The sequence below is a fragment of the Pseudacidovorax sp. genome (assembly GCF_017991995.1).
GTDB lineage: Bacteria > Pseudomonadota > Gammaproteobacteria > Burkholderiales > Burkholderiaceae_C > Xenophilus.
In genome coordinates this window covers 299,460-320,872 of the sequence record NZ_JAGOPN010000005.1, presented here as the reverse complement: position 1 = coordinate 320,872, position 21,413 = coordinate 299,460, and the positions used below count along the sequence as shown (strand labels likewise).

At 71.0% G+C, this 21,413-nt stretch carries 20 protein-coding genes; 11 read left to right on the top strand and 9 right to left on the bottom strand.

Features of this window, described 5'->3' with window-relative positions; translation table 11 throughout:
• Positions 1-30: 30 nt before the first annotated feature.
• The 3 genes from KBC94_RS09575 (at position 31) to KBC94_RS09565 (ending at position 3,120) form a co-directional block, all read left to right on the top strand.
• Entirely contained in the window at positions 31-990 is a 960-nt protein-coding gene (locus KBC94_RS09575) for a tripartite tricarboxylate transporter substrate-binding protein (protein WP_294369177.1), read from the top strand.
• 70 nt (positions 991-1,060) lie between these two features.
• Positions 1,061-1,603, top strand: coding sequence for a tripartite tricarboxylate transporter TctB family protein (locus KBC94_RS09570; RefSeq protein ID WP_294369175.1), 543 nt, complete (start codon positions 1,061-1,063; stop codon positions 1,601-1,603).
• A gap of 2 nt (positions 1,604-1,605) precedes the next feature.
• Complete coding sequence (locus KBC94_RS09565; RefSeq protein ID WP_294369171.1) at positions 1,606-3,120, top strand: tripartite tricarboxylate transporter permease; 1,515 nt, start codon at positions 1,606-1,608, stop codon at positions 3,118-3,120.
• Between the two features lie 76 nt (positions 3,121-3,196).
• Here KBC94_RS09565 and KBC94_RS09560 read toward each other — a convergent pair whose 3' ends face one another.
• Positions 3,197-3,427, bottom strand: a complete 231-nt coding sequence (locus KBC94_RS09560) for a hypothetical protein (RefSeq protein ID WP_294369169.1) — start codon at positions 3,425-3,427, stop codon at positions 3,197-3,199.
• Between the two features lie 289 nt (positions 3,428-3,716).
• Between KBC94_RS09560 and clpS the strand changes: the two genes are divergently transcribed.
• The 6 genes from clpS to KBC94_RS09530 all read left to right on the top strand — a co-directional run bounded on the left by clpS (position 3,717) and on the right by KBC94_RS09530 (position 11,866).
• Positions 3,717-4,073 carry an ATP-dependent Clp protease adapter ClpS gene (gene clpS, locus KBC94_RS09555; protein ID WP_081682112.1) on the top strand — a complete coding sequence of 119 codons (357 nt, stop codon included), beginning with the start codon at positions 3,717-3,719 and terminating at the stop codon, positions 4,071-4,073.
• A gap of 60 nt (positions 4,074-4,133) precedes the next feature.
• Positions 4,134-6,455, top strand: coding sequence for an ATP-dependent Clp protease ATP-binding subunit ClpA (gene clpA, locus KBC94_RS09550; RefSeq protein WP_017762185.1), 2,322 nt, complete (start codon positions 4,134-4,136; stop codon positions 6,453-6,455).
• Between the two features lie 124 nt (positions 6,456-6,579).
• Positions 6,580-8,031, top strand: a complete 1,452-nt coding sequence (gene cls, locus KBC94_RS09545) for a cardiolipin synthase (protein WP_294369164.1) — start codon at positions 6,580-6,582, stop codon at positions 8,029-8,031.
• 43 nt (positions 8,032-8,074) lie between these two features.
• On the top strand, positions 8,075-9,520 hold the full coding sequence (sbcB, locus tag KBC94_RS09540; protein WP_294369163.1) for an exodeoxyribonuclease I: 1,446 nt from the start codon (positions 8,075-8,077) through the stop codon (positions 9,518-9,520).
• Positions 9,521-9,650: 130 nt separating this feature from the next.
• Positions 9,651-10,703 carry a GGDEF domain-containing protein gene (locus tag KBC94_RS09535; protein ID WP_294369161.1) on the top strand — a complete coding sequence of 351 codons (1,053 nt, stop codon included), beginning with the start codon at positions 9,651-9,653 and terminating at the stop codon, positions 10,701-10,703.
• A gap of 53 nt (positions 10,704-10,756) precedes the next feature.
• Complete coding sequence (locus tag KBC94_RS09530; RefSeq protein ID WP_294369158.1) at positions 10,757-11,866, top strand: diguanylate cyclase; 1,110 nt, start codon at positions 10,757-10,759, stop codon at positions 11,864-11,866.
• Between the two features lie 99 nt (positions 11,867-11,965).
• Here the strand turns inward: KBC94_RS09530 and KBC94_RS09525 are convergent, their stop codons facing one another.
• Genes KBC94_RS09525 through KBC94_RS09510 form a run of 4 tightly spaced genes read right to left on the bottom strand, consistent with a single transcriptional unit; the run spans position 11,966 to position 14,555 of the window.
• Positions 11,966-12,799 carry an alpha/beta hydrolase gene (locus KBC94_RS09525; protein WP_294369155.1) on the bottom strand — a complete coding sequence of 278 codons (834 nt, stop codon included), beginning with the start codon at positions 12,797-12,799 and terminating at the stop codon, positions 11,966-11,968.
• Complete coding sequence (locus KBC94_RS09520) at positions 12,796-13,656, bottom strand: sterol desaturase family protein (RefSeq protein ID WP_294369153.1); 861 nt, start codon at positions 13,654-13,656, stop codon at positions 12,796-12,798. The genes KBC94_RS09525 and KBC94_RS09520 overlap by 4 nt, the downstream gene beginning before the upstream one ends.
• A gap of 16 nt (positions 13,657-13,672) precedes the next feature.
• On the bottom strand, positions 13,673-13,984 hold the full coding sequence (locus KBC94_RS09515) for an EF-hand domain-containing protein (protein WP_294369151.1): 312 nt from the start codon (positions 13,982-13,984) through the stop codon (positions 13,673-13,675).
• Between the two features lie 25 nt (positions 13,985-14,009).
• Entirely contained in the window at positions 14,010-14,555 is a 546-nt protein-coding gene (locus tag KBC94_RS09510; protein ID WP_294369148.1) for a hypothetical protein, read from the bottom strand.
• A 250-nt stretch (positions 14,556-14,805) separates the two neighbouring features.
• Between KBC94_RS09510 and ompR the strand changes: the two genes are divergently transcribed.
• Positions 14,806-15,534, top strand: a complete 729-nt coding sequence (ompR, locus tag KBC94_RS09505) for a two-component system response regulator OmpR (RefSeq protein WP_294369145.1) — start codon at positions 14,806-14,808, stop codon at positions 15,532-15,534.
• On the top strand, positions 15,531-16,898 hold the full coding sequence (locus tag KBC94_RS09500) for an ATP-binding protein (RefSeq protein WP_294369143.1): 1,368 nt from the start codon (positions 15,531-15,533) through the stop codon (positions 16,896-16,898). Before ompR ends, KBC94_RS09500 begins: the two co-directional genes overlap by 4 nt.
• A 67-nt stretch (positions 16,899-16,965) precedes the next feature.
• On the opposite strand, the gene pbpC is transcribed toward KBC94_RS09500, so the two are convergent.
• The 4 genes from pbpC to KBC94_RS09480 are packed head-to-tail and all read right to left on the bottom strand — an operon-like array spanning position 16,966 to position 21,348.
• A complete protein-coding gene (gene pbpC, locus KBC94_RS09495) occupies positions 16,966-19,179 on the bottom strand; it encodes a penicillin-binding protein 1C (protein WP_294369141.1) in 2,214 nt (737 codons plus the stop codon).
• On the bottom strand, positions 19,176-19,571 hold the full coding sequence (locus tag KBC94_RS09490) for a type II toxin-antitoxin system VapC family toxin (protein WP_294369220.1): 396 nt from the start codon (positions 19,569-19,571) through the stop codon (positions 19,176-19,178). Before KBC94_RS09490 ends, pbpC begins: the two co-directional genes overlap by 4 nt.
• A 16-nt stretch (positions 19,572-19,587) precedes the next feature.
• Complete coding sequence (vapB, locus tag KBC94_RS09485) at positions 19,588-19,833, bottom strand: type II toxin-antitoxin system VapB family antitoxin (RefSeq protein WP_294369139.1); 246 nt, start codon at positions 19,831-19,833, stop codon at positions 19,588-19,590.
• Positions 19,834-19,893: 60 nt separating this feature from the next.
• Positions 19,894-21,348, bottom strand: a complete 1,455-nt coding sequence (locus KBC94_RS09480; protein WP_294369137.1) for an amidase — start codon at positions 21,346-21,348, stop codon at positions 19,894-19,896.
• Between the last annotated feature and the right edge of the window lie 65 nt (positions 21,349-21,413).

Genomic DNA, 21,413 nt, shown 5'->3' with positions numbered 1-21,413 from the left:
ACATCCATCGGAAGCAAGAAGGAGACCCCCATGCGCAGAGACGAGTTCCTCAAATCCCTGGCGGCACTGGCCGCCGTGGGCGCCTTGCCGCTGTCCGCCCAGGCGGCCACCAACATCAAGATGATGATCCCCGCCAATCCGGGCGGCGGCTGGGACACCACAGGCCGCGCTTTGGGCAAGGCCATGATCGACGCCAAGGCGGCCGACACGGTAAGCTACGACAACAAGGGCGGCGCCGCCGGCGCGCTGGGCCTGGCCCAGTTCGTCAACGGCTCCAAGGGCGATGGCAACGCGCTCATGGTGATGGGCGCCGTGATGCTGGGCGGCATCATCACCGGCAAGCCGCCGGTCAACCTGTCGCAGGCCACGCCCATCGCCCGCATCACCAGCGAATACAACGTGTTCGTGCTGCCGGCCAACTCGCCCTTCAAGACCATGGCCGACGTCGTCGCCCAGCTCAAGAAGGACCCGGGCAGCGTCAAGTGGGGCGGCGGCTCGCGCGGCTCCACCGAGCACATCGCCGCGGCCATGATCGCGCAGAAGGTGGGTGTCGATCCGTCCAAGATCAACTACGTCGCCTTCCGTGGGGGCGGTGAGGCCACGGCGGCCATCCTCGGCGGCAACGTGACCATCGGCGGCAGTGGCTACAGCGAGTTCGCGCCCTACATCGCCGACGGCAAGATGAAGCCGATCGCCGTCACCTCGGCGCAGCGGCTGCAGAGCGTCAACGTGCCCACGCTCAAGGAGTTGGGCATCGACGTCGAGATCGGCAACTGGCGCGGCGTGTACGGCGCGCCCGGCATCTCCGAAGAGCAGCGCAAGGCGCTGACCGAGCGCGTGCTGACGGCCGTCAAGAGCGCCTCGTGGGCCGAAGCCCTCAAGAAGAACGACTGGACGCCTGCCGTGCTCACCGGCCCGGCCTTCGACAAGTTCGTGGACGACGAATTCGCCAGCCTGCGCGCCATCATGACGCGCTCCGGCATGGTCTGAACGCACTTCCTCAGCGCCCCGCGCCGCCGCACTGCTCTCGGTGCCGCGGCGCGGCCGCATGGAGACCCGCATGACTGCTTCTTCCCCTTCCTCGCCGGGCGCGCCAGTGCGCGCCAACATGATGCAGACCCTGGTGGGCCTGGGCGTCGTGTTCGTCGGCCTGGCCATGGCCTTCGGCGCCATCGGCATTTCTTCCGAAGCCGGCTACGGCGGCGTCGGTCCCAACTTCCTGCCCTGGCTGGTCTCCGTCGGCCTGACCATCTGCGGCGCCTGGATCACCTGGGAAGCGCGCACCGGCGGCTTCCGGGCGATGGACGAGGCCGACGGTCCGGCCGAGCCGGCCAACTGGCCCGGCTTTGTCTGGCTGTCGGCCGGTCTTCTGCTCAACGCCGCGCTGATCGAGCACCTGGGCTTCATCCTCAGCTGCGGCCTGTGCTACCTGCTCGCGGTGCAGGGCCTGCGCCGCGCCAGCGGCCAGCCGGCGGCTGGCAAGCCGCGCACCTGGGCCATCGATCTGGTCACCGGGCTCGTCATCGCGGCACCCGTGTACTGGATGTTCACGCAATTCCTGGCGATCAACCTGCCGGGCCTCACCACCACGGGCTGGATCTGACCATGGACATCTTTGGCGCCCTGCTGCAGGGCTTCGCGCAGGCCATCACGGTCAGCAATCTGTTGTGGTGCCTGGTGGGCTGCGCCCTGGGCACGGCCGTGGGCGTTCTGCCCGGTATCGGCCCTGCCGTGGCGGTGGCCATGCTGCTGCCCATCACCGGCAAAGTCGACGTGACGGCCTCGATGATCTTCTTCGCCGGCATCTACTACGGCGCGATGTACGGCGGCTCGACCACGTCGATCCTGCTGAACACGCCGGGCGAGACGGCCAGCATGGTCACCGCCATGGAGGGCAACAAGATGGCCAAGAGCGGCCGTGCCGGCGCGGCACTGGCCACCTCCGCCATCGGCTCTTTCGTCGCCGGCACCATCGCCACCATCGTGGTCACGCTGTTCGCGCCCTATGTGGCCGAGTTCGCCGTCAAGCTCGGTCCCCCCGAGTACTTCATGCTGATGCTGCTGGCCTTCACCACGGTGAGCGCTGTGCTGGGCAAGAGCACGCTTCGGGGCATGACGGCGTTGCTGATCGGCCTGGCGGTCGGCTGCATCGGGCTGGATCAGATCTCGGGCCAGGGCCGCTACACCGGCGGCATCCCCGAGCTGCTGGATGGCATCGAGATCGTGCTGGTGGCCGTGGGCCTGTTCGCGGTGGCCGAGGTCATCTACGCCGTGCTGTACGAAGGCCGGGTGGTCGAGACGCAGAACACCATGAGCCGGGTGCACATGAGCGCGCGCGACTGGAAGCGCTCGATCCCCGCCTGGCTGCGCGGCACCGCCATCGGCGCGCCCTTCGGCTGCATCCCGGCCGGCGGCACCGAGATCCCGACCTTCCTGAGCTATGCCGCCGAGAAGAAGCTGACCAAGAATCCCGAGGACAAGGCCGAGTTCGGCACCACCGGCGCCATCGAAGGCGTGGCCGGCCCGGAGGCCGCCAACAACGCCACGGTGACGGCGGCACTGATCCCGCTGCTCACGCTGGGCATCCCCACGTCGAACACCACGGCCATCCTGCTGGGCGCCTTCCAGAACTACGGCATCCAGCCCGGGCCCCAGCTGTTCTCGACCTCGGCCGCCCTGGTGTGGGCGCTGATCGCCTCGCTCTACATTGGCAACATCATGCTGCTGGTGCTGAACCTGCCGATGGTGGGCCTGTGGGTGAAGCTGCTGAAGATCCCGAAGCCGCAGCTCTATGCCGGCATCCTGATCTTCGCGACCGTGGGTGCCTACGGCATGCGTCAGAGTTCCTTCGACCTGGTTCTGCTCTATGCCATCGGCGTGATCGGCGTGCTGATGCGCCGTTTCGACTTCCCGACGGCCCCGGTGGTGGTCGGCATGATCCTGGGCCCGCTGGCCGAGGCCCAACTGCGCAACGCCATGTCGATCGGCGAGGGCAGTGCGGTGATCTTCCTGCAACGGCCCATGTCGGTGGCGCTGATCATGGTCGTGCTGGCCGTGCTGGTGCTGCCGCGCCTGGCCAAGCGGCTGTCGGCCCGCAAGCTGCGGATGCAGACGGCCTGACACGCCGGCCCCGGCATCCTGGGCCCGCCACCGGGATCGGTGGCGGGCTTTTTTGTGGGCGCCCGCTCAAGGGCGGTCACGACAGCGGATCCACCTCCACCCACCCCTCGATGCCTTCCAGCGTGCACACCTTCTGCGTGTCCAGGCGCACCCCTTCGTAGCGGTGCCAGAACACCGGACGGCCGTGGAGGGTGTGCGTGACGAGCAAGGCGCCATCCGGTGAGTTCTCGATGCGAAAGCCGTCGAAAGGCAGGCGCTGGTCGGTCACCAGAGCGTCGGCCCAGGGAAGGATGGCGTGTGAGGTCATGGCGGGCTCCAGTGGCGCGTGTCGAGGCTTTGGCGGTGGCTTGCGTCATTCCGGTTCGGCGCCTCCGTTGGTTGGGGCGCCGGCCCATTGTTGGGCGGCACGTGGTGGTCTGCCCGGGCCGCGCCGGGAAGCCGGGAGGCGCGCCCCGGCATCACGTTTTCTCCCGGATCGCCTGCTTGGCGGTCCGCAAGCAGGGCGCGGCGGCACCTTTTTTGCGAGCAGGCCCCCTGCGGCGCGCTTGAATTCCGCCCCCACGCCACGAGTTTCAGTGCTCTATAGAATGAATTTCATGGCCACGAAAAATCCCTCGGCACCCCCTCCGGCGCCGGTTCGCCCCCAGAGGGACGACGGTGGCTCCGTGGTGGCAGAGCGGCGTCCGCAGCGGACGGCGCCCCCCCGGATGTACCAGGTCGTCATGCTCAACGACGACTACACCCCGATGGAATTCGTGGTGGTCGTCCTGCAGGAGTTCTTCAACAAGGACCGCGAGACGGCCACCCAGATCATGCTGAAGATTCATCTCGACGGCCGGGGCGTGTGCGGGGTCTACCCGCGCGATGTCGCGGCCACCAAGGTCAATCAAGTGATGGAAGCCGCCGTCCAGGCGGGCCACCCGCTCCAGTGCGTCAGTGAACCGGTTGAATAAACCGCGATCCGACCCATCTGAAGTCTTCAGAAGTATTCACAGCAAGGCAAAGGAAATCACATGATTGCCCAGGAACTGGAAGTCAGCCTGCACATGGCCTTCGTCGAGGCCAGGCAGCAACGCCATGAGTTCATCACCGTCGAGCACCTGCTGCTCGCCTTGCTGGACAACCCGAGCGCCGCCGAAGTGCTGCGAGCCTGCTCGGCCAACATCGACGACCTTCGTTCGTCGCTGACCAATTTCATCAAGGACAACACGCCCCAGGTCGCCGGCACCGACGATGTGGACACCCAGCCCACGCTGGGCTTCCAGCGCGTGATCCAGCGCGCCATCATGCACGTGCAGTCCACGGGCAATGGCAAGAAGGAAGTGACCGGCGCCAACGTGCTGGTCGCCATCTTCGGCGAGAAGGATTCGCACGCCGTCTACTACCTGCACCAGCAGGGCGTGACGCGGCTGGACGTCGTCAACTTCATCGCCCACGGCATCAAGAAGAGCGACCCGCCCGAGCAGCCCAAGAGTGGTGGCGAAGCGCCTTCCAGCGAAGGCGAAGAGGGCGGCGCCGAGAAGAACGAGAAGGCCTCGCCGCTGGAGCAGTTCACCGTCAACCTCAACGCCCAGGCCAAGGACGGCAAGATCGATCCGCTGATCGGCCGCGAATACGAGGTCGAGCGCGTCATCCAGATCCTGTGCCGCCGGCGCAAGAACAACCCGCTGCTGGTGGGCGAGGCGGGCGTGGGCAAGACGGCCATCGCCGAGGGCCTGGCCTGGCGCATCACGCAAGGTGATGTGCCCGAGATCCTGGCCGACTCGCAGGTCTATTCGCTCGACATGGGCGCGCTGCTGGCCGGTACCAAGTACCGCGGCGATTTCGAGCAGCGCCTGAAGGGCGTGCTCAAGTCGCTGAAGGAAAAGCCCAACGCGGTGCTGTTCATCGACGAGATCCACACGCTGATCGGCGCGGGCGCCGCCTCGGGCGGCACGCTGGACGCGTCCAACCTGCTCAAGCCGGCGCTGTCCAGCGGCCAGCTCAAGTGCATCGGCGCGACCACCTTCACCGAGTACCGCGGCATCTTCGAGAAGGACGCGGCCCTGTCCCGGCGTTTCCAGAAGGTGGACGTGGTCGAGCCGACCGTGGCCGAGACGGTGGAGATCCTCAAGGGCCTCAAGAGCCGCTTCGAGGAGCACCACAGCGTCAAGTACGCCACCGCGGCCCTGCAGGCAGCGGCGGAGCTGTCGGCCAAGTACATCAACGACCGGCACCTGCCCGACAAGGCCATCGACGTGATCGACGAGGCCGGCGCGGCCCAGCGCATCCTGGCGGCCAGCAAGCGCAAGAAGACCATCGGCAAGGCCGAGGTCGAGGAGATCGTCGCCAAGATCGCCCGGATTCCCCCGGCGAACGTCAGCAACGACGACCGCAGCAAGCTGCAGACCATCGAGCGCGACCTCAAGAGCGTGGTGTTCGGCCAGGACAAGGCGCTGGAGGTGCTCGCTTCCGCCGTCAAGATGTCCCGCTCGGGCCTGGGCAAGGGCGACAAGCCCATCGGCTCCTTCCTGTTCAGCGGCCCCACCGGCGTCGGCAAGACCGAGGCGGCCAAGCAACTGGCCTACATCCTGGGCATCGAGCTGATCCGCTTCGACATGTCGGAGTACATGGAGCGCCATGCGGTGTCGCGCCTGATCGGTGCGCCTCCGGGCTACGTGGGCTTCGACCAGGGCGGCCTGCTGACCGAAGCCGTCACCAAGAAGCCGCATGCGGTGCTGCTGCTCGACGAGATCGAGAAGGCGCATCCGGACATCTTCAACGTGCTGCTGCAGGTGATGGACCATGGCACGCTGACGGACAACAACGGACGCAAGGCCGACTTCCGCAACATCATCATCATCATGACGACGAACGCGGGCGCCGAGACCATGAACAAGGCCACCATCGGGTTCACCAACCCGCGGCAGGCCGGCGACGAGATGGCCGACATCAAACGCCTGTTCACGCCCGAGTTCCGCAACCGCCTGGACGCCATCGTCAACTTCAAGCCGCTGGACGAGCAGATCATCCTGCGCGTGGTCGACAAGTTCCTGCTCCAGCTGGAGACGCAACTGGCCGAGAAGAAGGTCGAAGTCTCCTTCAGCGACAAGCTGCGCAAGCACCTGGCCAAGAAGGGCTTCGATCCGCTCATGGGCGCCCGCCCGATGCAGCGCCTGATCCAGGACACCATCCGCCGGGCGCTGGCCGACGAACTGCTGTTCGGCCGCCTGACCGACGGTGGTCGCCTCGAGGTCGACCTCGACGACAAGGACGAGGTGCAGCTGGACATCACGCCGCTGCCCAAGAAGGAAGGCAAGTCCAAGCCCGAGGCCGAGGAAGCCGCCGCCGGCTGATCGACCACGCCAGCAAGGCGTCCGCCCCCACGGGCGGTGCCACACAAGGCCGGTAGCATCGCGCTCCCGGCCTTTTTTCTTGGCCGCTTCCCGCTGCATGGCCGGGAGCGTGCCGAGCCCCTGGATGACCCTGCCCGAGTTCCACCTCAGTCCCGCCTGGACCACCGGCCTGTCGCTCGCCTGGAGCGCCTACATCGCCGTGCTCTCGGTGTGGATCGTGATGCAGAAGCGCGCACCGGTTTCCACGATGAGCTGGATCCTGTCGCTGGCGCTGCTGCCCTACCTGGGCTTCTTCGTCTATTACTTCCTGGGGCCGCAGCGGCTGGCCAAGCAGCGGCTCAAGCGCTTGCGCAGCCGGGTGATGGCGCAGGCGCCCGCCGACATGGCGCTGCTGCGCGAAGCGGCCGAGGACGCGCCGCCCGCGCTGCACCAGCTGGCCACGCTCGGCCTGGCCGCCTGCGGCTTGCCGGTGTCCAGCGCCCGTTCGGTGCAATTGCTCTCGGGCGGCGCGGCGACGTTCGACGCCATCTTCGAAACCATCCGCGGCGCGCAGGACCACGTCCACCTCGAGTACTACATCTTCGAGCCCGACCGCATCGGCACCGCGCTGCGCGACCTGCTGATCGAGCGGGCCCGCGCCGGCGTGCAGGTGCGCCTGCTGATCGACGCGCTGGGCGCCAAGCGGGTGGGGCGGCGCTTCCTGGCGCCGCTGCGCGAGGCGGGCGCTCAGGTCGTGTTCTTCCACGACACGCGCATCGGCCGCCGCCTGCGGCCGGTGACCAACTACCGCACCCACCGCAAGATCGTGGTCTGCGATGGGGTCGTGGGCTTCACCGGCGGCGTGAACATCACGGACGAGGAAGACCGGCGCACCCGCCCCGACGCCTACCACGACGTCCATCTGCGCATCGAGGGCAGCGCCGTGCGCTGGCTGCAGACCACCTTCCTGGAGGACTGGGTCTATGCCACCGGCGAGCCCTTGCACGGCATCGGCAGCCTGATGGCGCGGCTCATGCCGCCCGTGGAGGCCGGCCCGGTGGCGGTGCAGATCGTCACCAGCGGCCCCGACACGCCCTTGGAGGCCATCCACCGCATGCATGTGGAGGCCATCCACGCCGCCACCGAGCGGGCCTGGCTCACCACGCCGTATTTCGTGCCGAGCGAGCCGGCGCTGATGGCGTTGACCAACGCGGCCCTGCGCGGCGTGGACGTGCGGGTGCTGGTGCCGCGGCGCAGCGATTCGCTGGTGGTGAGCGCGGCCGCCCGCTCCTACTACGACGAGCTGCTGGCCGCCGGCGTGAAGGTGTGGGAGTACAAGGCCCGCATGCTGCATTCCAAGACGCTGGTGGTGGACGACCACTGCGCCATGATCGGCACGGCCAACTTCGACAACCGCAGCTTCCTGCTCAACTTCGAGGTGATGGCAGTGGTCTATGGCCCCGCGCTGGCCGGGCCGCTCGTGGCGCAGTTCGAGACCGACCTGCAGAGTGCCTCGCCCGTGCGCACGCACCGCCACCGCAGCTTCTGGCTGCGGCTGGGCGAGGCCGTCGCGCGGCTCTTCTCGCCCTTGCTGTGAACCTGCTGGCCGACAATGGCCGGCTGCTTTCCGACCCCGACCCATGGCCGACGCTTCCCACACCTTCCTCTGGCACGACTACGAAACCTTCGGCGCCAACCCGCGCCGCGACCGGCCTTCGCAATTCGCGGCCGTGCGCACCGACGCCGAGCTCAATGAGGTGGGCGAGCCGATCATGCTGTACTGCCAGCCGGCGCCCGACTTCCTGCCCAGCCCCACGGCCTGCCTGCTGACCGGCATCACGCCCCAGCACTGCCTGGCCGAAGGCGTGCCCGAGCACGAATTCGCCGCCCGGATCGAGGCGGCCTTCTCCCAGCCACGCACCATCGGCGTGGGCTACAACACCATCCGCTTCGACGACGAGGTCACGCGTTTCATGTTCTGGCGCAACCTGATCGACCCGTATGCCCGCGAATGGCAGAACGAATGCGGCCGCTGGGACCTGTTGGACGTGGTGCGTCTGACCTACGCCCTGCGCCCCGAGGGCATCGAATGGCCGAAGCATCCCGACGGCAAGCCCAGCTTCAAGCTGGAGGACCTGACCCGCGCCAACGGCCTGGTGCATGAGGCGGCGCACGATGCGCTGTCGGACGTGCGCGCCACCATCGCCATGGCCCGGTTGATCCGCCAGAAGCAGCCGCGCCTCTTCGACTTCGCGCTCGCGCTGCGACGCAAGGAGCGTGTGGCGCAGGAGCTGGGCCTGCCGGCCTCGCCGCAGACGGCGCGGCCCTTCGTGCATGTCTCCGGCATGTTCGGCACCGAGCGCGGCTGTCTGGCCCTGATGTGGCCGCTGGCCAGCCATCCCACCAACCGCAACGAACTGCTGGCCTGGGACCTGTCGCACGACCCGGCCGAACTGGCCGATCTGGACCTGGAGACGATGCGGCTGCGCCTGTTCACCCGCAGCGCCGATCTTCCCGAGGGCGTGGCGCGGCTGCCCATCAAGTCGATCCACCTCAACAAGTCGCCCATGGTGGTGGGCAATCCCAAGATGGTGGAGATGGCCGCCGGCCGCTGGGGCATCGACCTGGCGCAGGCCGAGCGCCATGCCGTCACCGCCGCCGGCCTGCCTGATCTGAGCGAGCGCTGGCGCGAGCTCTTCGATCGGCCTCGCGGCCCGGCGCTGGATGTGGATGAAGACCTGTATGGCGGCTTCATCGGCCCGGCCGACCGCCGGCGCCTCAACCAGTTGCGCGCGCTGCCGCCCCAGGAGTTGGCCCTGGCGCGCGCTGGTTTCGACGATGCGCGGCTGGCCGAGCTCGTGCTGCGCTACCGGGCGCGCAACTTCCCGGCCACGTTGAGCCTGGAAGAAGCCGCCCAGTGGGAGGCGCTGCGCACCGCGCGCCTGGTGGAGGGCGAGGACGGCTGGTTGAACGTGGACCGCTATTTCGCTGAGATCGACGCGCTTGCCGAGAACGCCGACGAGCGTGCAGAGGCGCTGCTGGGCGAGCTCTACGACTACGCCGAGGCGGTTGTTCCCCAAGGATGAAACACCCTGGGGAAGCTGGCTGACACAGCGCGCCCCCGTTCCTGTCTAACTTGCGTCCGGCCATGCTGGAAACAAAGTTTTGACAATCAATGGTTCACATTCCCGGGGGGAGCGCTCGCTGGCGCACGCCTTGGCTGCACGCAGCCAGACCGGCGCGGCCGCGCAAAAGGCGCGCCGCCTGGACGACGACGTGGTGCTGCATCTGCGCAAGCCGGCCCGCGTGCTGGCCTGTGCCGCCGCTTTCGCCTGGCTCGTGTCGCTCTGGGTCTCCTGGCCTGTGCTGTCCGCCTTTGCGCTGCCCCTGTTCTGCTGGACCTTCGTGCAGGCGGTGGGGCTGGCGCTGTGCATGGGCGCGCGCGACGCCGCCGGACATGACAGTGGCGTGGGCCTGATGACCGTGGCGATGGCCGCCGGCTGCCGCTTCCAGCTCGACGTGCTGGGCGGCGGCGAACTCTGGGTGCTTCCGCTGTGCCTGATGCTGTCGCTGGTGCTGGGCCTGGTGCAGGTCCGCCTGCGCAGCTATGTGCTGTGCAGCCTGACGGTCTGGCTGGTGCTGCTGCCGGGCGCGGCCTTCGCCCCGTGGCCCGCGGGCCAGGCACTGCGTGGGGTACTGGTGGTGGGCGGCTTCACGTTGGCGCTGCTGCTCCACCGGGGCGTGGCGCTGGCGCGGCGCCGGCGCGTGGCGGCCGCCGCCTCGCTGGCCGTCCTGGCCTACCAGGACGCCCTGACCGGCGTGGCCAATCGCCGCGGGTTCCTGGAGGTGGCCATGGAGAAGCTACAGGCGTCCGGGCCGCAGGGCCTCATCGCGCTCGACGTGGACGACTTCAAGCGCATCAACGACCGCCATGGCCACGAGGTGGGTGACCGACTCCTGCATGCCGTGGGCCGGCTGCTGCAACGCCTGCCCGGCGAGGCGCTCGCGGGCCGCACCGGCGGCGAGGAGTTCTGCGTGCTGGTGCCCGCGGCCTCGCCAGCGGCGCTGCTGGCCTTTGCCGGCGGTGTGCTGGAGGCGGCGCGGCGCGTGTCGGCCCAGGGGGTGGGTCTCACGCTGAGCGCCGGCGCGGCGCTTGTGCAGCCCGGCGAGGCCCTCGAGCAGGCCATGCGCCGTGCCGACACGGCCCTGGGCGATGCCAAGCGGACGGGCAAGAACCGCGTGGTTCTGGCGCCCGAGGCGGCGGGGTGATGCCGCTGCGGATGCTGCTGTACCGGCGGGCGCGCCGCCTCTGGCGTTGGTTGGTGCCTTCGGTTCCCGCCGCGCAGGCCCAGGCGCTGCGGCGCGCGCTGCGCCAGGAGGTGCGTTCGCTCGCCCTGGCCTGCGAGGCGACGGGCGTGCTGATCTGGCTGATGACGCTGATGGTCTCCGTGCCGGGGGGCGGCGCGCATCTGTCCGCCGAGCTCCTCTGCACCGCCGCGGCGGGCCTGGGCATGCTGCTGTCGCTGCGGCCCCGGCCGGCCTGGCTGCTGAGCCTGGGTGGGCTGATGGTCACGGTGTCGTTGGCCATCGCCTTCCGGTTGAACCTGGAAGGCAGTGCGGCCCAGGCCTTCTGGACGCTGCCGCTGCTGATGCTCTTCGGCATGTGCCTGGCGCTGTGCCATGTGCGACTGCGCGACTTCCTGGCCGGCATCGGGGCGGTGGGCCTGGTCTTCGTCGATGGCGCACTGATGCGCAGCGTCGCGCCGGCCCAGCGGCCGGTGCTGGCCTTCTTCGCGGCGGGCGCTCTGGCGCTGTGCCTGCTGGCCCACCTGGCGTTGTCGCGCGAGCGGCGCAGCGGCCATGTGCTGCAACTGCGGCTGGCGGCGCTGGCCTATGAGGACGCGCTCACCGGCCTGCCCAACCGGCGCGCCTTCCTCGAGCGGACCCAGGCGGCGCTGGCCGCCATGCCGGCGGGCGCGTTCAACGTCGTGCTGCTGGACGTGGACGACTTCAAGCGCATCAACGAGCGCCTGGGCCACGAGGGTGGCGACCGGGCATTGCGCGCGGTGGCGCAGGCGCTGCGTCGCGCCAGTGCGCCGCACCTGTGCGCCCGCCTGGGTGGCGAGGAGTTCTGCATCTGGATCGAGGACGCCTCGGCATCGCCGGCCGACGTGGCAGCGGCCTGCGTGTCGGCAGTGCATCACTTGCGCGTGGGCGGGCTGCGCCTGTCGGTGAGCGCCGGCGTGGCCACCGTCGAGCCGGATGTGCCCTTGCACCGCGCATTGGCCCTGGCCGACGAGGCGCTCTACCAGGCCAAGGCGCGGGGCAAGGACACGCTGGCGGTGGCGCCGCCTTCCGGCCGGATGCCGTTGATCCCTGCCGCGCCCGAACGGCGGACCTGGCGGCCCTGGCGCGCCATGCGGCGCCCCTGAACGGCGCCGCAGCCACCGGGATAGGGCAGCGCAGCCGCTTCAGCCCCCGGCCCGGTGCCTCTCCTGCCGACTCCGCGCCGGCGCCGGTCAACGGTGGCCTCAGCGCACCGGCGCGGCCAACCCGTCGATGAACCGGTCGACCGCCTGCGTGTAGCCGCCCGGCGTTCCGAGCTGCGCATTGATCTCGCCGTGCGACAGCGGCTGGGGCAGCACAGTGGCCTGGCCACCTCCTGTGCGCACCAGGGAGGCGAACCGGGCGCTCTGGCCGCACGAGTCGTCGCGACGTTCGCTGGCGCACACCAGCAGCATCGGCAGGCTGCCAGGGGCCAGACGTGCCGTGGGCGACACGGCGCGCCAGAGGGCCGGGTCGGCGCCGAAGGCCCGGTCGTAGAAGCGCAGATGCCGGCGTTGCATCAGCCCTTCGGTGTCCAGGGCCGCACTGTCGAGCACCACCGTGCCGCGCCAGCGGCGGGCGCCCTGCGCGGTTGCGAGTGATGGGTCGGCGCTCAGCAGCGCCACGAGGTGGGCACCGGCCGAGTGGCCCATCAGCACCAGCCGGTCCGCGTCCGCGTGCCAGCCCGGCGCCAGCCGCTGCACTTCGGCGAGCGCACGGGCCACGTCATGGGCCTGTGCGCGCACATCTACCTGCGGCACCAGCCGGTAGCCCACCGAGACGAAGACGAAGCCGCGCTCGCGCACCCAGTGGGCCACCTTGGCGTCCACCACGTTCGGCGCATCGGGCCGGCCGAACATCCAGGCACCGCCATGCACCATCACCAGGATCGGGGCACCCTGCGGCTGCGCGGGCAGGTAGACGTCCAGCCGCTGGGCGGGATCGGGGCCGTAGGCCAGCTGCCGGTCGGGGGCGGCATGGGCCAGGGCGGCGGTCAGCAGCAGGGCGAAGGCGGGCAGCCAGTGTCGGATCGGGGTCATGGCTGGGCTCCAGGCGCGCCGAAGAGGATGCGCAGCCGCCGCTTCAGGCCGCGGGCCTGGCGCAGGTCCTGCGCCAGCCGCGCCCATTCGTGGAAGGCGATGCGCAGCGGATTGTGGGTGTGCAGCGGCGTGGTCAGGCCGTAGCGGGGCGGCAGGTCTGCGCGCAGGTCGACGAAGGTGCCGAACAGCCGGTCGAAGACGATCAGCACGCCGCCGTAGTTGCAGTCCAGGTATTCCGGGTTGGAGGCGTGGTGCACCTTGTGATGGGTGGGCGTGTTCAGCACCCATTCCAGCGGCCCCAGGCGCGGCAGCCAGGGCGCGTGCAGCCAGAACTGGTAGAGCAGGTTGGCGGCCAGCGTCCCCATCACCGCCGTGGGCGAGAAGCCCAGCCACACCAGCGGGGTGAAGAACAGCGCCGTGCCGGTGAGCTTGCCCGTCCATCCCAGGCGCAGCGCCGTAGCCAGCGTCAACTCGTTGGGCGAATGGTGCACCGCATGCGTGGCCCAGAACCAGCGCACGCGATGGGCGGCGCGGTGATAGGCGTAGTAGCACAGCTCCTGCCCCAGGAAGAGCAGCGCAAAGGCCGTGGGGGTTGAGAGCGGCAGCGTGGTCAGCCGGTGCGTCCAGGCCAGCGCCAGCAGCGGCGCGGCGATGGACAGGCCCAGCGCATCCACGGCCCGGCGGCCTGCCGTGTCGGCCAGCGACGCCGCGTAGGCCCGCCAGTCGTAGGGCTGGCGGCGCACGAAGGTCTGTACCAGCCCTTCGGCCGTGGCCGCGACGAGCACCAGGCCCAGCAGGGCCAGCAGCCAGGGCAGGGCCTCCGGGCCCAGGGCGTGGCGAAGTAGGTCGGACTGCATGGTGCGTGCGACGGCTTCAGGGGGCGCCCGCGCCGCGCTTGCCGCGCTGGCTGGCCAGGTGGGCCTCGATCTGCGCGAGGGTGATGCTGCCGGCATGCGTGCGGTCGATGGCGTCGAAGGCGCGGTAGACGCGCGGCATGCCGGCCTTGGCCTCGTCGCGGCTCAGGCGTCCGTCGCCGTTGGTGTCGGCGGCGGTGAAGCGCTGCGTCAACTCGCTGCGCAGGGCTTCTCGGCGCGAGGCGTCGGGCAGCGCGCTCTGGGCGTGTGCGGCGCCCACGACCAGGCAGGCCAGGGCGGTGGCGAGGCGGCGGGAATTCTGAGGGGTCATGGGATCTCCTTCGGCGTGGCCGGCCTCAGCGGCAGGCGATGGTGGCACCGCTGGCGTCGAAGCAGGTGGCGCTGTGCGTGAGCCCGGTGCTGCTGCTGTACTGGGTGCTGCGCTGCACGCTGTTGCCGGTGGTGGCCTGGGTGGCGCTGCTGCTGCGGCTGGCCTCCACGGTGCCGTCGGCGCTGCAGGTGGCATTGCCGGTGGACTGCAGGCTGCCTCGGGCGTTGCTGGCCGACAGCGTGCCCTGATGCTGGGCGGAGCCGTCGGCATGCACCTGCGTCCTGCCAGCCCGCTGGGCCAGGCCGCCGGCGGGCCCATGCAGGCGGCTGGCGCTGCCGGCCACCACGTTGCCCTGGCCATCGGTCGCCACGCCGCGTGCAGCGCCGAAGCGGCCGCCCTCCGGCCCCTGGCGGCCCGCGAGCCGGGTGGCCGTGGTGCCGCCCGCGGCGTTGGGCCGCACGACGCGGCGGCCCTCGGCATGGGCCGCGGGGACCGCCGCCAGCAGGCTGGATGCGACCAGCAGGGCCGCGAGCGTCGGGGTGTGCGGCCGATGGGGCCGGACGGTGTTCATGGCAGGCATCCTTTCGGTGAGTGGATGCCGCCACTGTCGGGCCAGGTTGTCACGCACTCGTCACGGCGCAGCCCCCGCTCATGACCAGCCATGACGGGCGTCCAGGCCTGTCATCGTTTGTCATGATTTCGGGGGGCCGCCGGGACGCCAGCGCTGTCTACGATGCCGCCATGTCCCTGTTGCCGTGCCCGCTGCTTCCTGCCCTGCCGCCGTCCCGCGTCGCGGCGCGCCCTGCGCCGGTCGCCGTCTCATGACCGAGCCGCTTGCCCGCATCCTGGTGGCCGACGACGAGGCCGACCTGCGTGCGCTGCTGCAGCGCTACCTGGGCGACCAGGGCTACGCCGTGCGCACCGTCGAAGGCGCGGCCGCCCTGGACCGCCTGCTCGCGCGCGAGCGCTTCGACGTGCTGGTGCTCGACGTCATGATGCCGGGCGAGGACGGCCTGTCCGTCTGCCGCCGCCTGCGTGCGCAGGGCGAGACCATCCCCATCCTGATGCTCACGGCGCGGGGTGATCCGGTCGACCGCATCGTCGGCCTGGAGATGGGCGCCGACGACTACCTGCCCAAGCCCTTCAACCCGCGCGAACTGCTGGCCCGCATCCAGGCCATGGTGCGGCGCCAGCGCATGCTGGGCGCGCACACCGGCCCGGCACCCGACGAGGGCGAGTTGCGCTTCGGGGCCGACTTCGTGCTCGACCTCGGCCGCCGCCGCCTCAGCCGCGCGGGCCAGGATCTGCCGATGACCACGGGCGAGTTCACGCTGCTGGCCGCCTTCTGCCACCACCCGGGACGCCCGCTCGGCCGCGACCGCCTCATCGAGCTGGCGCGCGGCCGCGAGCACGAGGCCACCGACCGCAGCATCGACGTGCAGGTGATGCGGCTGCGCAAGCTGATCGAGGCCGACCCGGCGCAGCCGCGCTTCATCCAGACCGTGTGGGGCGTGGGCTACGTCTTCGTGCCGGATGGGGAGGCCCGATGAGCGCTCGCACCGCGGGCGACACCGAGGCAGGCGCGGTCGATGCCCGGGCCGCCATCGCGCGCTGGCCGCGCAGCCTGCTCGGGCGCCATGCCTTGCTGATCGTGCTGCTGATCCTGATCGGCCAGATCGGCAGCGCGCTGCTTCTGCGCGAGATGGTGCTCAAGCCGCGGCTCGCCCAGGCGGCCGATGGCGTGGCCACCAACCTGCTGGCCGTGCGCGCCGGGCTGGCCAGCCTGCCGCCCGCCCAGCGCGCGTCGTTCGTGACGGCCTTCAACCGCCGTCCGGATGGCGGAAACGTGGCCAGCGACGCGGACGCGTCCCCGCGGCTCACGGCCCTGGAACGGCGCTTCATCCGCCGGGTGTCGCAGCGCTTGGGCGAGGCCGGCATGCAGGCCCTGTGGCGCCGCGCAGGCGACGGTGGCCTGGCCCTGCGGGTGGCGCTGGACGGCGATGCCCACTGGCTGGTGCTGCCCGGCGTGCTGCCCGCGCGGGAGTTCACCGGGGCCTGGCTGGCCGTGAGCGCGGGCAGCGGCCTGCTGGCGCTGGCGGGTGCGCTGTGGCTGCAGCGTCGGCTCGATCGGCCGCTGTCCCGTCTGGTGCAGGCAGCGGGCAGCCTGGGCGCCGGCCGCAGGCCGCCGCCGCTGCCGGAGGACGGGCCCAGCGAGATCGCCACCGTCAGCCGCAGCTTCAACCGCATGGCCGACAGCCTGGCCCGCCAGGAGCGCGAGCGGGCGCTGATGCTGGCGGGCATCTCCCATGACCTGCGCACGCCCCTGACCAAGCTGCGCCTGGCCGTGGAGATCGTCGGCGACGCAGCCGACCCCGCCACCCGTGCCAGCATGGTGCGCAGCGTGGAGGAGATGGACGGCATCGTGGGCCAGTTCCTCGACTACGCGCGCGCCGCCGACGAGCCCGGCCTGCGCGAGCCGGTGGACCTGAATGCCCTGTGCGCCCGCGTGTGCGCCGACTTCGCCGACCACGGACAGCCCGTGCAATGGCAGCCGGCCCGTTCCCTGCCGGCCGTCAGCGGCCGGCCGGCTGCCCTGCGGCGCATGCTGGCGAATCTGCTGGAGAACGCCCATCGGCACGGCGCACCGCCGGTGCTGCTGCGCACCTGCGCGCAAGGCGGCCGGGTGTGGCTGGATGTGATCGACCATGGGCCGGGCATCGACCCCGCCCAGGCCGACTGGCTGCGCCAGCCTTTCCACCGTGCGGGCGATGCGCGCGCCGGTGGCTCGGGCGCCGGTCTGGGCCTGGCGATCGTGGAGCGCATCGCGGGCGAGCACGGCGGCGAGCTGGCGCTGCTGCCGGCAGAGCGCGGCGGGTTGTGTGCACGCGTGATGCTGCCGCGTGCCGAGCCCTGACGGCGGCGACTCCGGCGCCAGACACCGCGGCTCGCGACGGGACGCCCGCCGATGCGGCGGCCCTGCCTCAGCGACGCGGCGGCGGTCCCACCACGCCCGCACCGCGGACCTCGATGCGGATGCTGTCCAGCACCTGGCCGCGCGCATCGGCCAACTCCAGCCGGTGGCGGCCGGGCCAGGGCAGCCAGTCGGCCGCCGTGCCGCGCGCCAGCGTGCGGCCATCCAGCCGCCACTGCACGTCGTTCGGCGCGCCGTCGGCGACCAGGCGCACGCGCTGGTGGCGCGGCGGGATGTCCGGGTCCAGCGCGAGGATGGTGCCGTCGGCCGGGGCCGTGATGCGCGCTGTGCGGCCGTTCGCGCTGTCGCCCGCAGTGGCGCGGATGGCCGAGGGCGTGAACAGCGCCTGCTGGGTGCCGGCCAGGAACCATTCGCTGCGGGCGGCTTCGAGCGGCGTACCGCGCTCACTGCCGTCCGCGGCGGCGTAGCGCACGGCCTGCTGCACCACGCCCGGCGGCGGCGCGGGCGCGCGGCTGGGTTCGCGCTGGTGCAGCTGGCGCATCAGCTCGGCCCAGACCGGCGCCGCGCCGCTGGTGCCGCTCACGTCCCACATCGGCGAGCCGTCGGCATTGCCCACCCACACGCCCACGGTGTAGCGCTGCGACCAGCCGATGGCCCAGTTGTCGCGCATGTCCTTGCTGGTGCCGGTCTTTACCGCCGTCCAGAAGCGGGTGGCCAGCAGGCTGTCGGGGCCGAAGGTGCGTACGCGCGCGTTCGGGTCCGACAGGATGTCGCCCACGATGAAGGCGGCGCCGGCATCGAGCACCGGCCTGGGCGGCTCGGCCGCGGCCTCGGGCAGCAGGCGCGTGGGCGTGTAGCGCCCGCCGTTGGCCAGCATGCGGTAGGCATTGGTCAGGGCCAGCAGGTTGACCTCGGCGCTGCCCAGGGCCAGGCTGTAGCCGTAGTAGTCGCCGCTCTCGCGCAGGGCGAGGCCGGCGGCCTGCAGGCGGCGCGCGAAGGCATCGGGCGAGACCATCACCAGCGTGCGCACCGCTGGCACGTTGAGCGAGGCCGCCAACGCGGTGCGGGCCGAGACCAGGCCCTTGAAATGCCGGTCGTAGTTCTGCGGGATGTACAGACCGCCCGGCGTGGCGATCTGCGCGGGCGAATCCTCCAGCAGCGAGGCGGCCGTGAGGCGGCGCTCGGCAATCGCCTGCGCATAGAGCAGCGGCTTGAGTGTGGAGCCCGGCTGGCGCGGCGCCAGCACGGCATCGACCTCGGCCGCGCGGCTGTGCGCGCCCGAGGAGCCGACCCAGGCGAGCACGGCACCGCTGGCGTTGTCCAGCACCACGGCGGCGCCGTCCTGCACGTTGCGGCCGCGCAGTTCGCGCATCTGGCGGTCCAGCGCTTCCACGGCAGCGCGTTGCAGGGGGGCGCGAAGCGTGGTGCGCAGCGTGGGCGCATCGCCGCTGCGCTGGCGCAGCGCCTGGCGGGCGAAGTGCGGCGCGATGCCTTCGCTGGCATCGAAGGCGCGGCGCTGCAAGGCGGCCTGGGTGAAGAAGGCCAGGGATTCGCAGTCCGGCGCTGGCGCCGGCTGCATGGCGCGCAGTACTTCGCAGGCGCGGCGCGCCACCTGCGCGGCCGAGGCGTTGGGCGCGCGCACCAGGGCCGCGGCGATGGCGCCTTCGCGCGAGTCCAGGCCATGCGGGGCCTTGGCGAAGAGCGTGCGCGAGAGGGCGTCGATGCCCACCAGCTCGCCGCGGAAGGGCACAAGGTTGAGGTAGGCCTCCAGGATCTGGTCCTTGCGCCATTCACGCTCCAGCTGGGCGGCGCCGAAGACCTGCTCCACCTTCTGGCCCAGGCTGCGGCCGCTGGCGCCGCGGCGCAGGTCCTCGTCGAGCAGGCCGGCCAGCTGCATGGTCAGCGTGGAGGCGCCGCGGGTGCGCGTGTTCCAGAGGTTGCCCCAGGCGGCGGCCGAGACGGCACGCCAGTCGACGCCGCTGTGTTCGTAGAAGCGCTGGTCCTCGCTGTAGATCAGCGCATGGCGCAGCGCGGGCGAGATGTCCGCCAGGCTGATCCACTGGCCGCGCCGCACGCTGGCATCGGTGCGCACCCGCTGCACCAGCGCGCCGCCCTGGTCCAGCACCTGCACGTCGGAGGGCCGGAAGTCGCGGCGGACGTCGTCGAAGCGGGGCAGGGCGAGGGCGGCGGCGGGCAGCAAGGTCAGCACGAGCACCAGAAGGCCTGTGCGACGTCGGGCACTGCCTGGCTTCACCGACTTCATGGCGCAAGGGTCCAGTTCTCGACCGCCAGGCCCGGATAGCCCATGAAGTCGGCCTCGTTGTTGGTCACCAGCGTCAGGCCCAGGCTGCGCGCATGGGCGGCGATCAGGCGGTCCAGCGCGTTGCGTCGGCGCTCCGGCACGGCTGCGCGCAGTTCGCCGTAGGACGCCGCGGCACGTTCCTCGAAGGGCAGCACGGGAATGCGTTCGGCCAGCAGGCCCAGCACTCGCTCGTCATGGGTGCGCAGGGCCGGCTGCATCTCCAGGCCCGCGCGCAGTTCGGCGAAGGTGATGGCGGACATGACCACGTCGCCCACCCGCTGGGTCCGCATGCGCCGCAGCACCTCGACGGGCTGGCCTTTGATGAGGTAGATGCAGATGTTGGTGTCGAGCATGTAGCGCACGGGCCGCTCACCCCTTCCCGCCCCACGGCCGGTCCTGCTCGGGGGCTTCTTCTCGGCCCCCCGCCATGTAGCCGGGGCTGAACTGGGCCAGCACGTCGCCCAGGTCCGCCAGGGTGGCCTGCTGGACAGGGCGCAGCATCAGGGCATCGCCCACGCGCTCGATCTCCACCTCCTGCACGTCGTCGGCAAAGGCCAACTCGCGCGGAATGCGAACAGCCAGCGAATTGCCGCTCTTGAAGATGCGCGTCTGCATGGCCCGCCTCCGGATGGTTGATGTATATACAGTATATACATCGCACGAGACCGCAAGACTTCAGTCGGTCGTCGTCTCCACCACCGCGGCGAAGCCCAGCACCCGCGCATCCTCGTAGCGTGGCGCCACCACCTGCAGGCCGACCGGCAGGTCGCGGACGGTGCCGGCGGGGACGGAGCAGGCCGGCACGCCGCAGTAGTTGAAGAGTGGCGTGAAGGCCGCATGGCCGCGCGGGCCGGCGGGCTGGCCGCCGATGACGGGTGGGCCCAGCTGTTCCAGCGGCCAGGCGGTGACCGGGGCGGTGGGGCACAGCAGCAGGTCGTAGTGCTCGAAGAAGCCCGCCAGCGCGTGCGCGATGCGCTCGCGCAGGCGCAGGGCGCGTGCGACATCGGCGGGCGCGATGCGGGCACCGGTCTCGATCTGCCCGCCCAGCACCGGATCGATGCGGGACGGGTCGGCGGCCCACGGCTCGCCGTAGAGCGCATGCAGGCCCGCATGCTGAAGGGCGATCAGCGGGTACTCGCGCGCCTCGGGCGGCCAGGGTGGATCGGCATCGGCGATCTGCCAGCCGGCGGCGCACAGGGCGTCGATGCGTGCCTGCAGTTGGGCCAGCACGTCCTCGTCGATGGCGAAGTCGCAGCCCAGGCGCGGGCTCCAGGCGATGCGCAGACCACGGGGCGGCGGCTCGGGTGTCGGCTGCGTGAGGCCACTCGGGATCGGCACGCCCGCCGGATCGCCTGCGTCATAGGCCGCGAGCAGGTCGAAGGCCCAGGCGCAGTCGGCCACGCCACGCGCCAGCACGCCGATGACCGACAGGCCGTAGTTCGGCTCGGCAAAGCCCCACGGATGCGGGATGAGCCCGGGACTGGGCTTGAGCCCCACCAGCCCGCAGTGCGCGGCCGGCCGGCGCGTGGAGCCGCCGGCATCGGTGGCCAGCGCGAGCAGGCCCAAACCGCTGGCCAGCGCCGACACGGCGCCGCCGGAGGAACCGCCGGGCGTCAGCGCCGGATCGAGCGGATGGCGCGTCGCGCCGTAGAGCAGGTTGCTGGTCACGCCCTTGCAGGCGAACTCGGAGCAGTTGGTGATGCCCAGCACCACGCCGCCCAGCGCACGCAGTCGGGCCACGGCCCAGGCATCGCGCGGGGCCACGAAATCCTTGAAGAGCAGCGAGCCCTGGGCGATGCGGTAGCCCTCGACCCAGAGGTTGTCCTTGACGGTGAAGGGCACGCCGGCCAGCGGCAGCGGCTCGCCCGCGGCCAGGCGCCGGTCCACCGCCTCGGCCTCGGCGAGAACGCGCGCCGGATCGAACTGGACGATGGCGTTGAGGGCGGGGTTGAGCGCCTCGACGCGGGCGATGAAATGGCGGGCGACGTCGGTGGCCGTCAGTTCGCGGCGTGCGACGCGGGCGGCCAGTTCGCGGGCGTCCATGTCGTGCAGCGGCGGGATCGACGCGGGTGCGCCCTCCTGCCCTTCGACGGGCTCAGGGCGAACGGAGGAGGCGGCGAGGCGGTTCACGTCCGTTGGACGACCTTGTGCTTCGACGGAGCCTGCGGCAGGCGCGCCTTGCGCAGTGGCAGGGC